At 37.7% G+C, this 17,080-nt stretch carries 13 protein-coding genes; 8 read left to right on the top strand and 5 right to left on the bottom strand.

Translation table 11 applies throughout. The features are described 5' to 3' along the window. Nucleotides 1–71 precede the first annotated feature (71 nt). The 5 genes from KQI69_RS08040 to KQI69_RS10695 all read left to right on the top strand — a co-directional run bounded on the left by KQI69_RS08040 (nt 72) and on the right by KQI69_RS10695 (nt 6,588). A complete protein-coding gene (locus KQI69_RS08040) occupies nt 72–317 on the top strand; it encodes a DUF4130 domain-containing protein (protein WP_371818783.1) in 246 nt (81 codons plus the stop codon). A 292-nt stretch (nt 318–609) separates the two neighbouring features. Continuing rightward, entirely contained in the window at nt 610–1,869 is a 1,260-nt protein-coding gene (locus KQI69_RS08035; protein ID WP_216564860.1) for a hypothetical protein, read from the top strand. A gap of 227 nt (nt 1,870–2,096) precedes the next feature. Beyond that, the gene (locus KQI69_RS08030) at nt 2,097–5,324 is read left to right on the top strand and encodes a cellulase family glycosylhydrolase (protein WP_216564859.1); all 3,228 of its coding nucleotides are present in this window, start codon (nt 2,097–2,099) and stop codon (nt 5,322–5,324) included. Between the two features lie 253 nt (nt 5,325–5,577). Then, complete coding sequence (locus KQI69_RS08025) at nt 5,578–5,838, top strand: hypothetical protein (protein ID WP_216564858.1); 261 nt, start codon at nt 5,578–5,580, stop codon at nt 5,836–5,838. Next, on the top strand, nt 5,839–6,588 hold the full coding sequence (locus KQI69_RS10695; protein WP_371818782.1) for a lytic transglycosylase domain-containing protein: 750 nt from the start codon (nt 5,839–5,841) through the stop codon (nt 6,586–6,588). It begins immediately after the preceding gene. A 50-nt stretch (nt 6,589–6,638) separates the two neighbouring features. Here the strand turns inward: KQI69_RS10695 and KQI69_RS08015 are convergent, their stop codons facing one another. After that, on the bottom strand, nt 6,639–8,060 hold the full coding sequence (locus tag KQI69_RS08015) for an RsmF rRNA methyltransferase first C-terminal domain-containing protein (RefSeq protein ID WP_216564857.1): 1,422 nt from the start codon (nt 8,058–8,060) through the stop codon (nt 6,639–6,641). A gap of 17 nt (nt 8,061–8,077) precedes the next feature. Next, a complete protein-coding gene (locus KQI69_RS08010; RefSeq protein WP_216564856.1) occupies nt 8,078–8,716 on the bottom strand; it encodes a DUF4867 family protein in 639 nt (212 codons plus the stop codon). Between the two features lie 228 nt (nt 8,717–8,944). Here KQI69_RS08010 and KQI69_RS08005 point away from each other — a divergent pair, with 228 nt between their 5' ends. From KQI69_RS08005 to KQI69_RS07995, 3 genes are all read left to right on the top strand, one after another. Then, a complete protein-coding gene (locus tag KQI69_RS08005) occupies nt 8,945–9,736 on the top strand; it encodes a nitrilase-related carbon-nitrogen hydrolase (RefSeq protein WP_216564855.1) in 792 nt (263 codons plus the stop codon). Between the two features lie 39 nt (nt 9,737–9,775). Beyond that, the gene (locus KQI69_RS08000; protein ID WP_216564852.1) at nt 9,776–12,055 is read left to right on the top strand and encodes a lipopolysaccharide assembly protein LapB; all 2,280 of its coding nucleotides are present in this window, start codon (nt 9,776–9,778) and stop codon (nt 12,053–12,055) included. A gap of 86 nt (nt 12,056–12,141) precedes the next feature. Beyond that, the gene (locus KQI69_RS07995) at nt 12,142–13,797 is read left to right on the top strand and encodes a putative manganese-dependent inorganic diphosphatase (RefSeq protein ID WP_216564850.1); all 1,656 of its coding nucleotides are present in this window, start codon (nt 12,142–12,144) and stop codon (nt 13,795–13,797) included. A 130-nt stretch (nt 13,798–13,927) separates the two neighbouring features. Here the strand turns inward: KQI69_RS07995 and KQI69_RS07990 are convergent, their stop codons facing one another. The 3 genes from KQI69_RS07990 to KQI69_RS07980 all read right to left on the bottom strand — a co-directional run bounded on the left by KQI69_RS07990 (nt 13,928) and on the right by KQI69_RS07980 (nt 16,771). Continuing rightward, the gene (locus tag KQI69_RS07990) at nt 13,928–14,923 is read right to left on the bottom strand and encodes an ABC transporter substrate-binding protein (protein WP_216564848.1); all 996 of its coding nucleotides are present in this window, start codon (nt 14,921–14,923) and stop codon (nt 13,928–13,930) included. A gap of 81 nt (nt 14,924–15,004) precedes the next feature. Next, nucleotides 15,005–15,856 carry a YitT family protein gene (locus KQI69_RS07985; RefSeq protein ID WP_216564846.1) on the bottom strand — a complete coding sequence of 284 codons (852 nt, stop codon included), beginning with the start codon at nt 15,854–15,856 and terminating at the stop codon, nt 15,005–15,007. A 240-nt stretch (nt 15,857–16,096) separates the two neighbouring features. Then, on the bottom strand, nt 16,097–16,771 hold the full coding sequence (locus tag KQI69_RS07980) for a hypothetical protein (protein ID WP_216564844.1): 675 nt from the start codon (nt 16,769–16,771) through the stop codon (nt 16,097–16,099). Nucleotides 16,772–17,080: the final 309 nt, after the last annotated feature.

The raw sequence follows: 17,080 nt of genomic DNA, 5'->3' as shown, positions 1-17,080 counted from the left end.
CCAGTGCAGTAGTGGTTGAAGCAGGAAGCTCCGACTTCTATAAGTCGGGGTAATTCACTAGTGGGTGGTTTATAATATACGATGCAAGACATCATAAAGCAGTATTTCATTATGCATCTGGAAAATGGGAGCTTCGTCTGTTGACAAAAAAAGAGGAAGAAAAACTCATGGAGCTTGATAGAACAAAAGAAGAATACTCTGATTTATGGAAAGTATTTTTTGATAGTATTGCTGTAAAAGAAAGAGAAAATATAAAGTTACAGAATAATAATCTTCCTGTCAAATATAGGAAATATATGACAGAATTCGCAAATTAAGTCAGGTGTGTGTCAATATGCAAATTATATAAATTAAAAACAAATTTTTGTTTTTTATGATATAATTTATGGCTTAAGATAGATAATTCTTGTGAAAATAACTATAAAAAAGAAAAAGATTGTATAAAATGCATAAAAAAAGTTATGAAAATTGTGCAATTTAACAGTACACTTAGCACTGGTATTCTGTTACTATGTAGTTTGTTATAAAACAGCGTATAGTTCAGTGTGTATCACAGCTTGCGTTAAAAAAATAATAGCCCTATGTATATAGGGAGAGGAGGATAATTTAATGAGATTAACAAAGGGAACAAAAAAAGCACTTTCATTAGCTCTTTCAGCAGCATTAGTTGTTACTGGTGCAAGCTTTGAGGCAACAAAAAGTGCAGCAGCAGACAATTCATCAGATGCAACAGCAGCAACTGGCTCAGCAGTAGCAAGTGGCTCAGCAACAAGTGCACCAGCAGTTACAGGCACACCAGAGGTGACAAGTGCACCAGCGATTACAAGTGCGCCGGCAGTAACAGAGACACCAGCTCCAACAGAGGAGCCTACAGCAGCACCTGTAGTAAAGGGTGACATGGACAAATTTACAGTTGGATTTAACTATGTAGGAGATGATACATGGGGAGAGTCAACATGGGGAGACACTACAGTTGATGTGACGGGTGACGGAAATTATTCTATCAGCTACACAGCATCTTCTGACTCAAAAGATTTATATATGTTATTCCTTACAACAGATCTTTACAAGGGTTCATTAAATGCTAACTTTAAACTTAATGCTACATATGTTGCAGTTGGTTCTAAGGAATATAAAGTAAATGTAAAAGGTCCTTGGGGATTCAATGATCAGCAGGATACAAACGCTTACAGATACAATATCGTAAATCCTTTCAACGGTTCATTTGATGACACAGGACTTAGCTGGCAGGATCCTAAGGTTACAGCAGTTGATGGTCTTGGTGTATGCCCTGTTAAAGCTGGAGATATAGTAAAGGTTTACTTCACAGTATCAGGAATGAACAAGAAGAACTCAGCAGCAAATGAACTTCCTGCTGCAGCAGCAACAGTTAAGGCTGCTAAGAAGGCCGTTTCAGTTGCACCAGGCAAATCAACAACAGTTAAATTTACAGCAGGAACAACAGTTAAGGCTACAAGCAGTGATAAAGCCGTTACAGTTAAGGTAAACAACACTAAGAAGACAGCTACGATTACAGCTAAGTCTACAGCAGTTATGGGTAAGACAGCTACAGTAACTCTTAAGACTGCTTCTAAGAAGGCTACAGTTAAAGTAACAGTTGCTAAGACAGCAAATGTTAAGAAGAATAAGACAGCTAAATACTCAGTTGTACTTTCAAAAGTAACTAAGAAAGTAAAAGCTGACAAAGTTAAGGTTTCTGTAAAGAACAACAAGATTGCAAAAGTAACAGTTAATAAGACAGCTAAGGATCAGGTAACATTCAGTGTTAAGGGTCTTAAGAAGGGTCAGACAACTGCTACACTTAAATATGGTAAGAAATCTGTAAAGGTTAGCGTAGTTGTAAAATAATTTCTTAATATGAATAGTTATTGAACTTATAAACGCAAAAGTATCTTAGTGATAAAAGTTTTGCTGGAAGGAGCGTGTCGAAAGACACGCTCTATTTTAGTATAAAGATATTAAAAAACATGTACAACATATCTAAAAATTGGGATATAAATGTTAAAGCATTTATAATAAAATATGTACATAGTGTGAATGAAATTAATAATATTAAAATATGAGAGGAGATTTATATGAGAAAAACAGCTAAAAAACTTTTGTCTGCTGTATTATCAACAGCTATGGTTGTTACATCATTTACAGCTATAGGTGCTGCAAATGATACAAAGACTGCAAGTGCTGCTGAAAGTGCAGTATGGGGTCAGGACGGATATCACGCATATCTGTATTATCAGACAACTAAGTGGGATTACAGAAATGCATATAAGGATGGAAAAAAGTATTCCGACAAAGACAGTTATGCATACATACAGGCAAATGGACAGGATGCGTCTAAGACAGCAGAGGTCACAGATGTTCTTTTAAATGAAGGTGATGGAGAGTATACTGTTAAGCTTTCGGGAGTAGACCTCAGACAGGCTGACAGTTTTAACATGATGGGTGTTGCTACAGACATTCCGGTTAAAAATGGTACGGATATCAAGGTAACTAATGCGACATTAAAAGTAGACGGAAATGAAGTAGAAGGTGCAAAAGATATAGAACTTCCTTATATAAAAACAGAAAGTTATTATCAGTTCAATGTTACAGGATACGGTGACTGGCAGCTTTCAGGAACTATTCCTTTTAAACAGGGAAGTCTTACAAGTATGCCTAAGTCAGATATTGAGATTACATTTAAGGTAAGTGGTGTTCCAAAGTATGTAAAGACATATGGTAAAAAACTTGGAGCAACATTCACAAATGGAAACATTGTATATAAAGTTACACAGGAAGCTACAGAAGATACAGCCGGTAAAGTTAAGGTAAATAAGTTATCTTCAAAAGGTAAGACAGCCAAGACTATATCTGTTCCTGATACTGTTAAGACAGCAGGAGCATCTTATACAGTTACAGCTTTAAATTCAAGTGTATTTAAGGCAGCAAAAGCCTCATCAGTTACACTTGGAAAGAACATAAAGAAGATTCCGGCATCAGCATTTGCAAATTGCAAGAATCTTAACAAACTTGTTCTTAATGCTAAATTAACTTCAGTTGCTAAAAATGCATTTAAGGGATGTGCAAAGAAGATAAGTGTATCAGGAAGTTCAACAGCTTCAAATGTTAAGAAGATAAAGACAAGCGGATACAAGAACTTAAAGGCAGTATATACACCATTTTTCAATGTAAAAGCATGTGCAGCTAAGTTATATGCAGGAAAGAGTGATGAAATCACTATCGCAGTTGAGAATGTTAAAAGTATAAGCAAAGTTACATGGAAGAGTTCTGATGAATCTGTTTTAGCTATAGAGGGTGCAAAAGTATCAAGCTTTAAATATGCAGGTGATGTATCTGCAATCAATCCAGGTTCAGCAAAGATAACAGCAAAAGTTACTTATAAGACAATGGCAGGAAAAACTGCATCAAAAACATTTACATACAATGTAACAGTTTTAAAAAATGATGATTTAGGTTATACAGGACCACTTGACCAGAAAGATATTACACTCCGTGTAAAAATTCCTGAGACAGCATCAAATGTAGGAGATGCAAAAACAGTAACTATCAAGGGTGGTACATCAGACAGCATGACTGTTAAAGATAACGGTACTGTCCGTAAAGATTTATCTACACAGTGGCTTATCGAAAATGAGATGGGTGAGGGTGTAAACCTTGGTAACACAATGGAGGCAACACTTGGAACTTATGCTGACAAGATTGCCGCTACAGATGCAAAAGCATTTGAGCAGGCATGGGGACAGCCTGTTACTACTGAAAAATATATTCAGTCACTTCGTTCATACGGATTTAATACTATAAGAATTCCTGTAGCATGGTCAAACATGGACTCAGAGGATGGAACATACACTATCAATGAAAAATATCTTGGTCGTGTAGAAGAAATCGTAAACTATGCATTAAACTGTGGTATGTATGTAATCATAAACGATCATTGGGATAACCAGTGGTGGGGACAGTTCGGTGCATGTAAAGAAGATGCAGACGGAAATAAGACAGCAGATGAGACAAGACGTGCAGAAGCATGGAAGAGATATGAAAGATACTGGACACAGATCTGTGACAGATTTAAGGACTACTCAGACCACCTTATTTTTGAAGGTGCAAACGAGGAACTTGGTGACAGATTAAATGATGCAATCTACGAGAGTGGATATGCTTCACCAAAGGATGCAAACGATACAAAAGCAATCTCAGGAAACCTCACTCTCGATGAGAGATACGAGATGGCAAATAAGATCAATCAGAAATTTGTAGATATTGTTCGTGCATCAGGCGGAAACAATGCATACAGACATCTTCTTATAGCAGGTTATGACACAAACATCGACAAAACTTGTGATGACAGATTTAAGATGCCAACAGATACAGCAGAGAATGGAACTACTAAACTCAGCATATCAATTCACTATTATACACCATGGGGATTCTGTGGTGATGGTGGAGAAGGAGTTTACACACCAAAGGATAAAGAGGCAACAGAGACATTCCTTTCAGAGATGGATAAGTTCTACAATGCAGGATATGGAATCATCATGGGTGAGTTCAGTGTATGTAATCCAAAACAGGAGGGTGTAGCTCAGTGGTTAAATGATACAATGACAATTGCAGCTAAACATCATATCTTACCTGTACTTTGGGAAACAAATCAGTATATGGACAAAGACAAATGCCAGATGAGATATCATGATATCGCAGAGTTATACAACACTATCACAGGTTCAAATGGTTCAATGAAATCAAACCTGAACACAAATGGAACAACAGCAGACGGAACTGAAGCTGACAAGTTAGAAGCAGTAGATGTAAGCTCTCTTAAAGCTGGCTGGACATGGACAGGTAAGTGGTATAAGAACGATGGTTCAAGTCTTGTTGGTGACAACAGATATGACAGTGAAGGTGCTGGTGAGAAAGTCACAGGCGGAGACCTTTCAAAATATGTACCTGAAAACACAGCAACAAGTTCAATCGAGGGAGATGCAACAGAAATCGGATTTAACGATTACGGATATCAGGCATTCTTAAAGATTGATTTATCTAAATATAAGAAACCTGTAATTAAATTTGATTTCCTTGATAAATCAGATTCAGAAGACAATGTAGGTTCAGTAACATTTGCCGCAACAGATAAAGTAGACGGCAGACCTGGAACATCAGTAGACATGAAGTACACAGAATACAGTGGAAAAGGAATCGTGCTCACTGATACATTGATAAATGAACTTAAAACAAATCCATATCTTTATATTACATTCGCAAACAGACCGACAGTAACAGGAATCACTGTTTACGAAGGTGAATAAAGTGGAATAATAAAAATCATTATTTGTACCTTTCTTTCTAAAAGGGGGCTGCCGAAACAGAAAATCGACAGCCCCCTTAATTATCCGTATAAAATATAAAAATAGTTAAGCAGCATTATGTATGCATCCTTACCCCGCCAATAAACCGCAAAAAAATCTGTTCAACTCACACATATTATGCTATTATATCAATGTATGAGTGTAAAATTCAAAATGCAGCTTTCAAAGACGAATCAAAACGGGGGTGGTTATTTTGTTTAAAAAACCTGTTAAGGGAAAAAAAGCGAAAACCATTTCGTGCAAAAATGCACATCCGGATAAAAAGGTTGCAAAAATTGTATATAAAAAACCCGATATAAAGGGTGTATCTTCAGTTGAGATAATAGAAAAGACAAGCTATGCACCTGTGATGGAAGCATATGTCGAGGGAGCATCTGTTAAAGAGAAGAAGATTGAGTTCGCAAATGAAGATATTACACTGAGTAATTTGTTTTACGACCAGGGGGAAAAGTAAGTGATAAGCGGAATTCAGGGATTGAAGATTAAGCCATTGGCAGAGTTGAAAAATGATGGTGTGCAGAGATATACCAGTATAAAAAGTTTTGGAACGGTACTTAATAATCAGACGAAAAAGGTAGAAAGTACAGAAAATACTTCTGTGTCTAAAAAAACAGTATCAGCATCAGAGAGTTCAGATACAAAAAAAACAGAAAATACTTCTTCGGACAATGACACATCGTCTGGAAAGATATTATATAAAAATGCGTCTACAGGTGAGACATATATATATGTTGATGTAGCAGACGAAAAGACATCTGAGACGAAAAAGACATCGGATACATCTACTACTACGGCAGATGCTATGAAAAAAACAAAATATGACAGTATATTTAAAGAGGCTGCCAAAAAATATGGAGTATCTGAGAGTCTTCTTAAAGCTGTCGCAAAAGCCGAGTCAGATTTTAATCCTAATGATGTTTCAAGTGCCGGAGCAATAGGTGTTATGCAGCTTATGCCGTCTACTGCGAAGGAGTTGGGAGTTAAAGATCCGTATGATGCTGAGCAGAATATCATGGGTGGTGCAAAGCTTATCGCAGCACATTTAAAGAAATATAACGGAGATGTAAAGCTGGCTCTTGCCGCATATAATGCGGGAAGCGGTGCAGTTAAGAAATATGGTGGAGTACCATCATTCTGTAAGACATATGTAAATAAAGTTTTGAGTTATAAAAAAGCTTATGAAACAGCAAATGCAGTAGGTTAAAACCTGCTGCATTTGTTGTTTTATAACTTTGTAATATTTAACTTTAATTTTTAATAATTTATTCTGAGTCCTTTAGGATAATGATTTTTAATCGTGCTGTTCGTGATTTTGCCCCATCCGAGACTTAAACCGTTATAACAAACTAATGCAAAGCCTTTTGCATCTGAAAGCGAATTGTCTGTTATCTGTATAACATCACCGTGAAGGTATTTTTCAGCTTGTTCTGTAGAACATTCAAAAGAATATTTTACATCGGCAGGTTTCAGATATTTTGCAAACGCATGTGCCGGTTCAAAACGGTTTTTCTTTCTTGTCGCTATATGAAGTCCGGCTCTGATAAGTTTGATTCCTTTAAGTTCAGGCATTTCGTCAGGAACCATATAAAGCTCATCACCAAAATATTCATATCTTTTATCAGCATAAGGAACTGTGTCAGCAAGAAACTCAGATAAAAAGCTGACTAGTTGTTTTCTGTCACTTTTGGAAAGAATATTTTTGCCTGATGATTTCTTTTTCTTTTTTTGTTCAGCCATTTCACCGCCGTTTTTTCTAAGTCTTACTGCAAAATGTCCCTCACCTTTTATCTTATGTGGCCATAATCTCAGAGAACCATTGACTGCATTTGACTCGTCCTCGGTCAATGGTTTTAGTTCATCAGAGACAAAGTCAGGGTTTCCATTTGAGATATCAATGCCCAGAATATCGTGGTAATCTTCGACATGAAAATCGGGATATTCCCGTAAGAACCAGATTAGGATGTCCTCATTTTCAGCAGGGGCAAAAGTACATGTGGAATAGACGATAACTCCGTCTGGTTTAAGCATTTTTTGTGCCTGTGATAAGATGGATTTTTGTCTTTCAGAGCATAGAGCTACATTGTCGGGAGTCCATTCTTCGACAGCGATATCATCTTTTCTGAACATGCCCTCACCGGAACATGGTGCGTCAACAACAATTTTGTCGAAGAAAGACGGAAAGTATTTTGCCATGTTTTCCGGAGTTTCATTGCAGACAACTGCATTTTTTATACCAAGTCTTTCAATATTCTGTGAAAGTATTTTGGCACGCTGTGGGAATATCTCATTTGATACAAGAAGTCCCTCACCGTCTAACATACCGGCAATCTGGGTGGATTTTCCGCCTGGAGCAGCACAGAGGTCACATACTATGTCTCCGGGTTTGGCATCCAGAAGTGCAGCGACAGACATTGCACTCGGCTCCTGAATATAGTAGGCACCTGCCTCGTGCAGTATATGGCGGCCAGGTTTTTCTTCAGGCAAAGCATAAAACCCTTCTTTTGCCCACGGGACAGGGTTTAAAAAGAAGGGTAATGCATCCTGAGATTTTATTTTCAACGGGTTTATGCGGAGTCCATAAGATTTGCTTGCAGAATAGCTTGCCTCAAACAGTTTAAACTCTTCAGGACTGAGCAAAGATTTCATTCGTTCAATAAATTTCTCGGGTAGATTCATAATATGTTTATTTCTCCTTAAATAAGGTCAGCTATATCAATATTTTCACCTGTAAGTCCTACATGAGCACCGGCTTTTGCTTCTGATGTGTCTTTGTGTGCGATAAGCCACTTATTTTTTGCCCAAAGGAGAGAATCTTCAGAATTTGCCTTTGTAATTTCTGGCATATCAAAGTTTGTCTCTTTCGGAAGAACGATGGCTACTCTGAAGCCTTCACCTTTCTTTGCACTGCATGGTGCGTAATGAAGTGTTGTAGAGTAGAGTTCTACTGCTGTTCCCTTAGGACAGAGAAAAGCTTCTGTTTTGCTTGAATCAATGATTCCGTTTTCAACATCCTGAAGCCTTGCAACAAGAAGTATCGCATCGTCAGCGGCGATATCTATCTCGCTGTCTCTGTGATATTCAAAACAGTTTAATTTTGTATTTGTACCGTTGCAGTATCCAATCTCAATAGGCATTCCACCATAGCAGTTGTCACGAAGCTGTACAAATGCAGGTGTATTTTCAAGAGACTCACATGTTGGCTCATAGATAACACCGTCAGCAGGTTTATCTGTTTCACTCTCAAGTTTTTCTAAGAGAAGTTTGTAGTCGTATCCGTCAACGATACGGCCATAAGTTTTAAATGCGTCATCTGTAACTGATTGAATTTTCATAGATATTATCCTCCTGAAATTAAGTTTATTTTTGGTAGCTGTTCACTTGCAGGTTATGTGCAAATGTTCAGCTTTTGAAAAAAATACAGTTTTCTCATTATCAGTTTTACTTATATGATTGTAACATACAATGCAGTCGGTTGTCACTTTGATAATTGGTGTTACTATACTTGTTTTATAAGTGAGCATTAGTTATAATAGTCATATAAATAAGCAGGAGGAAACCGTATGAGAGTTGCACTTGGACAGATTGACATGATATGGGAGGACAAGGAAGCATCTGTTAAAAAGGCTGAAAAGATGATATGTGATGCGGCTTTTGAAAATGCGGATATAGTTATCTTTCCTGAGATGAGTTTTACGGGATTTTCCATGAATATTCAAAAAACAGGAGAGAAAAGACATTCATCTGAGACAGTTAAAAGGATGTGCAGTCTGTCTGAAAGGTATAATATTGCGATAGGGTTTGGATGGGCATCTTTGCCTGAGAAAGAAGGGGAAAAGGGTAAAAATATTTTTTCGGTTGTGGACAACAAAGGGCACATTATTGCTGAGTATGAGAAAATTCATCCTTTCACATACGGAGGGGAAAGTGATGTTTATGCGGGAGGAGAAGAGATAGTTTCATTTCCGTTTAAGGAGCATATGGTAAGTCTTTTTGTCTGTTATGATCTGAGATTTCCTGAGATATTTCAAGCCGCTGCAAAAAAGTCGGATGTCATGTTTGTTATTGCAAATTGGCCTGAGAGCAGGCATGTGCATTGGCAGACACTTCTTCGTGCGAGAGCGATAGAAACTCAGTCATATGTTGTTGGGGTGAATTGTTTTGGAGAGCATGATGGGATTTCGTATAGCGGGGACAGCATGGCTGTAGATTCCATAGGTAATATACTTGGAGAAATTTCGGGAACGGAAGGTGTGCTTATCTGTGAACTGGATGACAGGGCATGGGAACTTAGGAGAAAATTTGCAACTGGAAAAGATAGAAAAGAAGAGTTGTATTACAAGCTGTGGCAGTAATATAAAAATACGAGATATTTCTAACGTATGGAGGTAAAGATGAGACAGTATGAATTAACAATAAGAATTGCGCAGATACATCATCTGATCGAGGTTCGCAAATATAAAAAAGCACTTGCAGTTGTGAAAACCCTTGATATGCGTCAGGTAAAAGGGATAAGCGATCTGAGTGCGATTGCGGAAGTATATACAAAGACGGAACAGTTTGATGCTGCGAAGAATACATACTTGAGGATATATAAAAAAAGCCGTACAAGGAGAGTTTTATACAGACTTATATATCTTGCCATACGCACAAATGCTCTAGATGAGGCGGAGGGATATTATCAGGAATTTGTTGCAATGAATTCTAACCATAGAGATGCACTTATACTCAGATACCGCATAGATAAAGCATCAGGTGCATCTATTGGTCAGCTTATAGAAATACTCGAATCGCTTAAAGAGGAGGAATATATAGAAGAGTGGGCATATGAGCTGGCAAAACTGTATTTTAAGGCCGGGCGTTTTGATGAATGTAGGAGCGAGTGTGAGGACATAAAACTCTGGTTTGGAAGAGGAGAAATAGTTGACAGGGCGAAACGACTTATCGCAAGTATAGATGATGATGAGCAGTTTGCATATATAGATGACAGAGATTATACTGTTGAGAAGGAAAATCCTAATCCTGATGATACGGGTTCACTTCCTGATCTTACAGAATATGTAGAATCTGAGAGTGAAATGAAAAAGCCGGCGAATAGTATAGGCAGTAAAGTGAAAAAAGTGATAAGTCTGAATTTGGATGATAAGTCTTTGGATGAAGGTTTTGATACATTTATTGAAGAGGACGAAGAAGAATCTGAATATGCAAGGGATAAGGGTGTTGATGCACTTCTAAAAATGGATGATTCGGCGGATGGGGATAATGATGAATATGTTGATGCCGGGCCTGAGGATTATGATAGTGAAAACAAAGACAGTGACGAGGAATTAGAAGAACAGTCTTTGGATGGTACGGATACCATATATGATGAAGGGGATGATGATGAGGCTGAGGATTTTGATGGTGCTGAGATGGCAAGAAAGGCAATTGATGGGTTACAGAGGTTATCAGGTTTATGGAAGCACCCGTCAAAGTCTGAACCAATCGAATTAGTCAATAAATCAGCAGATGAGCCGGTCAGTGAAAAAAAAGAAAGGCCGTACATACATCATTCACAGTCAGGTACGGGTATTACCCAGGATCTTTCTAAAGAGATATCTGCTATATATGAAGCAGAAAAAAAAGAACAGTTAAAAGTACATTCCATTAAGGTTGACGAGGGTTATAAGAGTAATACGCCGCATAAAGTACATGCGGATAAGACGGATAATAATTCTGTTATTTCAAGAGAGGATGCAATGGCACCTTCTGATATTGAAGAGATAAAGAATGATCTGAAAGATATAACAGGACATATATTAGGTTCAAAGAAAAAGCGTATTATAGACTCTGTTGCTGATGAATGGGGAAATACTAAACCTATCGGCCGTGATATTGAGGCGGTCAATGAGGCAGAGAAGAATAAGGCTGCTAATGACCTAGAAAATGATTCGGAAGATAAAAATAAAATAGACTCAGAGATTATTAGCAAAGTAAATACGGCAGATATGTCTGATAGTGTTCAGAGCAGGCATATAATAATCGAACAGGATGACGATAAGAAAGAGGAGATGTCTTCATTACATAAGGAACATGAGGATAAAGTCGAAGATTCTGATAAAAAATCACAGACGGAGATAAAGTTGGACAAGGCTGCAAAGTTGTTTGGGATAAATAAGAATAAAACACGGTCAGAGGAGGAGGCAAAAATGGCAGATTATTCGATACCTGAAGATGAGTTACCTACAACAAGAGCATTGCACAAGACATTCAAAGATGTTTTGACTTTAATAAATGCTGAAAAAGATCCTTCACATTTTGTTCTTATTGGGGAGGAATCAGAAAAGATAATTGCAGTGTCGAAAAGTATAGTAAAAGTTTTAAAGAAAAATGGTTTTTTGAGTCAGGGAAGGATAGGTTGTATTCAGGCGAAACAGCTAAACCAGATGGATTTTGATGCATGTAAGGAACAGCTTAAAGGATGCTGCCTTCTTGTTGAGGATGCAGCAGATTTGTATTTTCCTACTATCACAAAGGTATTCGGACTTATGGATGAATTTTATGGAGATTTTATTGTAATACTTGCTGATGAGGGAGATACCCTTGATCAGATGTTCAGATTTGCACCTGCACTTGCAAAGAAGTTTAAATATGTAATAGATATAAGCAGATATACGGAAGAAGATTTAAAATAAGTCGTTGAAAAATGATTTAAGCCTGATATGATTTCGCAGTAATATTTTTAATAATTATTTTAAAATGAAGGAGGCTGGGTAAGCAGATGCCGCTTAGTTCAGAAAAAGTAGTAAATGTTATAGGACATATAAATCCTGATACTGATTCTATATGTTCAGCAATAGCATATGCGAGACTTAAAAGAGAGATAACCGGAGAAAATTATGTCGCTAAAAGAGCCGGTCAGATAAATGCTGAGACAAGATTTGTTCTCAAGAAATTTGGTGTACTTCCACCTGATTACATGAATGATGTAAGACCACAGGTTATTGATATCGATGTGGGGCGTGTAAAGGGGGTAGGTCAGGACATTTCCCTTAAAAAAGCATGGGAGATAATGAAAGGTGACGCATTACAGACACTTCCTATAGTAGATGATGCCCAATATTTAAGGGGGCTTATCACTATAGAGGATATTGCAAAATCTTACATGGATGTTTACGACAGCAGGATTATCGCAAATGCAGGGACACCGTTTAGAAATATAGTCGAAACACTCGGCGGAGAGATGACATCAGGCAACCCCGATGAGACTATAAAATCTGGAAAATGTCTTATTGCAGCAGCAAATCCCGACCTTATGGAGAGCTATATCGAAGATGGAGATATAGTTATTCTTGGAAACAGATATGAGTCACAGCTTTGTGCAATAGAGATGGGAGCAAAGTGTATCATAGTATGTGACGGTGCACCTGTTTCACTTACTATTACAAAACTTGCACAGGATAAGGGATGTTTTATAATAAAGACACCATATGATACATTTACGGCATCCCGTCTTATAAATCAGAGTATTCCGATAAGATTTTTTATGAAAAGTGAGAATCTTATAACATTCGGACTTGGAGAATTTATCGACGATATACGCGATGTCATGGCAAAAAAGAGATACAGGGATTTCCCTATATTAGATTGGAATGGAAGATACTTCGGTATGATTTCAAGAAGAAGACTCTTAGGTGCAAGAAAGAAGAAGATAATCCTTGTGGATCACAATGAGCCGTCACAAGCAGTAGATGGCATAGAAGATGCAGAGCTTCTTGAGATAATCGACCATCACAGGATTGGAAGCATCGAGACTATGAGTCCGATATTTTTCAGAAACCAGCCGCTTGGATGTACAGCTACTATAATCTATCAGATGTACAAGGAGAATAATATAGAAGTAACTCCTGATATTGCAGGGCTTCTCTGCTCAGCAATCTTGTCGGACACGCTTGTATACAGATCGCCTACTTGTACAGAGACAGACAGGATAGCAGCGGAAGAACTTGCTGGTATTGCAGGAATAAAGACACATGAGTATGCAATGGAGATGTTTACTGCGGGAAGTGCTTTGTCGTCAAAATCACCGGAGGAGATATTTTATCAGGACTTCAAGAAATTTGTTGTCGGGGAGCAGACATTCGGCGTAGGTCAGATAACAGCTATGACAGGTAAGGAGCTTGAGGCGATAAAAGAAAAACTTATGCCTTATATGCAGAAAGCTATGGCAGACCATGAAGTATCAATGCTGTTCTTTATGCTGACGGATATATTGCAGGCAAGCACTGAACTTCTGTACTATGGAAGCGGAGCGAAAGAACTTGCACTTGAAGCATTCCATCTGCCAAAAGATACGGAAACTATCATACTTAAAAATACGGTTTCAAGGAAAAAACAGATAATACCTGCTATGATGATGGCACTGCAGGAGGAGTAAAATTAAAGATACTTGACACTATCAAGTAAGTAGCGGAGCAGATTGCGAATATACGCTTGACTAAATATAAGATAAGCCCTCATAAGCGTTGACTTATGGGGGCTTGTTTTATATAAAGTTTGTTTTGAAGCTATTTTGCATCGTTAAGTTCTGTATATCCTTCAGGAATCTTTATTCCTAAAGTATCACAGTTTTCTTTATTGTAGAGTTTTGTAGGATTTTTGTCAGTCTCAATAGCCATTTTTCCAGGATCCTCACCTTCTTTGAGAATCTTGTAAGCCATCTCACCTGTCTGATATCCGAGATTGTAATAGCTGATTGAAAGGGCTGCAACTCCGGCTGCACAGATACCCTTTTCACCGGCAAAGAGAGGGATTCCGGCAGGAACAACTACATTTTTAACAGTTTCGATACCAGAAGCCATTGTGTTATCTGTTGGAACATAGATGGCATCAACCTCTGAACATGCTGTCTGAGTAACAGACTGAATTTCATTTGAATCAGATGCAGTGTACTCTTTGTATTCAATATTATCCTTTTTGAGCTCTTCTTCCATAAGTTTAGCCTGATATGCTGAGTTTGGTTCTGATGAACAGAAAAGAATACCAACTTTCTTAACATCAGGTTTTATCTCAAGAATCATATCTTCCTGTTTGTCGATAGGAGCAAGGTCTGCTGTTCCTGTTACATTTGTGCCGGAAGTTCCGTTCCAGTCTTTGATGTTAAGGGCTGTACCGTAATCAGTAACGGATGTACCAACAATAGGAATCTCGTTTGTTGCAGAAACTGCTGCCTGTAAAGCACCTGTAGCGTTAGCCATGATAAGGTCTACACCATTTGTAACGAAACCGTTGCAGATGGTTGAACAGTTTGTTGATTCGCCCTGTGCATTCTGCTCGTCAAATTCAACATTATCTTCGCCTAGTTTGTCCGTGAGAGCTTTTTTAAAGCCTTTAGTTGCTGCATCTAAAGCCTCATGCTCGACAAGCTGGCAGATACCTATCTTATAAGTTTTTTTACCTGAATTACCTGAACTTGATTTTTCGCTTGAACTTCCACAGGCTGTAAGGCTTGTAACTAGTGCTGTGACAGTAAGTATTGATACTATTTTTTTTGATAATCTCATTTGAGTCCTCCTTTTTGTTTGCAATGACTGTATTATAAGTCATTGTGTTAGTTAAAGTCAAATAAATGTAGAATCTGTTACTCAGTTTTCGAGTGTTTTTTTAATATGGTTTCCGATTATCTCAGAAACATCTGTTATGGAGACAAAAGCTGATGTATCGACGGAGTTTATTATATTTGTCAGTTCCCTTACTTCAAAGCGTGTAAGCACACAGTAAAGTACAACTTTTTTGCCGCTTACAAGTCCCTCGCCCTCCATGATGGTGACTGTTCTTCCAAGTTTCTGATATATCTTATCTGATATCTCTTTTGAATCATTTGTAATGATAGTTGCGGCTTTTGCCTGATTTACACCGTTTTCAACTACATCGAGTACCTTTGAGGTGATGAAGTATGTTAAAAGGCTGTACATTGCTCTGTCAGGTCCAAAAAGAATACCAGCTATCGAGTATATTACAAGGTTCATTATAAGAACCATCTGACCTACAGCGAGTCCAAGCTTTCTGTTTAAAATGATGGCTACGGCCTCAGTTCCGTCAAGACAGCCGCCAAATCTTATTATAATACCTACACCGACACCTAATATAACTCCGCCATAACACACTGCGAGAAATGTTTCGGCGGTTGCGTTTGTCAATGGCGCAAATATTGATACAAAAAGTGAAAATATTGTCATGCAGTACGCGGATTTTATGATGAATATTTTGCCGAGTTTATGTAAACCGAAGAGAAGAAAAGGTATGTTAAGTATGATAGTAAGCATACTAAGTGGAAGTTTTGTAAGATTGTTTATCATAATACCGATTCCGATGATGCCGCCGTCTAGTATGGTGTTTGGCACGAGAAATTCTTCTATGGCGAAGGCGGCGATTATCGAACCGACAGTAAGCATAAGAAATTCTATCAAAATTTTAAATGTGTTTTTATTTGTCATTTTACCCCTCCTGATACAAGTAAGTCCCCACCCACACTTATTGTTCTGTGCAATAGAAGTGAAAGACTTGCCTGATAGTGTTAAATTTTTGGCTGAATCCTCCTGTGATATTATAGTAAAAGTCTTTTCTTATGTTCTAAAAAAGGACAAAGGATATCTTTTTGAGACATCTTTGCCCTTTGTGTTTTAAATCTGTGTGCTGATAATGTCAGCTTTAAATGTATCTGCCGGAAAAGTTTACTACTGAAGATCTGAATAATCTTTTGCTGTAGTCTTGCCGTTTTTCCAGTCATCCATTTTCTGTTTAGTTGCTTCAAGTGTGTTCTTGCAGATATCAGGAAGATCCTTGCCCCATGCAGATGTTGCTCTGTCATAACCTTTCTGGATAGCTGCCATCATCTCATCTGCCTTGCTTGTATCTCCGCCTGAAAGAGCGATAGCCATGCTTACAAGACGGTCTGAAGTTTTGTTTACGCCCCAGTAACCATCTTCTGAAATGCTTTCCTGCGCTGCTTTGATAGTAGCAGGATCTGCATTTTTGGCAGCAGCTTCAAATGTAGCTGAAAGATTCAATCCTGAAACATCATCTTTTTTCATAAGACTTGCAAGGTCGAAAGTACCTTTCTGCTTGTTTAAAAGGTTTTCGACAAGACTCTGCATAGACTGTAAGCGTGACTGCTGGTCAGCTTTAAGCTTTGATACTATAGCATCTCTGTTGTAGATCTGGTTTGCACTGTCAGTTTTCTTGCTGTCACTTTTTTCATAGACAGCACCATTGTTTTTAGTTGTGTCAGTAGAAGAAGCATCTTTTTTAGATGTGCTTGCAGCAGCTTCTTTCTGTTTTGTATCATCAGTCTTTTTTGTAGTAGTTGTACTATATGTATTTACTGATGAAGAAATTGCGTCTAAACTCATAATGAGAACCTCCTTTTTCTATAGTGTATTCATTCCTTTGAAACACTGTCAATAAAATGTGTAAAATTAAATTGAGTTGTTATATTTAAGCCATATGCAAAAAACGCCGCATTGCAAAGGGCTTTCCCTATTAGTTATATCGTCAGAAATATATGATATTATTAGTGTGCGGTTTGGATTTACAAAAATTAACATGATATAATGCCACTGATTGATACATTGAACAAGCCTGCACTTTTGATAGCACATAGTACTAGTGTAGTGACATGTTCATATTCAGCCAAATGACTTGCTTGAATTTACATTTGC

The sequence above is a fragment of the Eubacterium sp. MSJ-13 genome (assembly GCF_018918235.1).
Taxonomy (GTDB): Bacteria; Bacillota; Clostridia; order Lachnospirales; family Lachnospiraceae; genus Butyribacter.
Note: the sequence above shows the minus strand (reverse complement) of the source record. Positions and strands in the feature narration are given on the sequence as shown.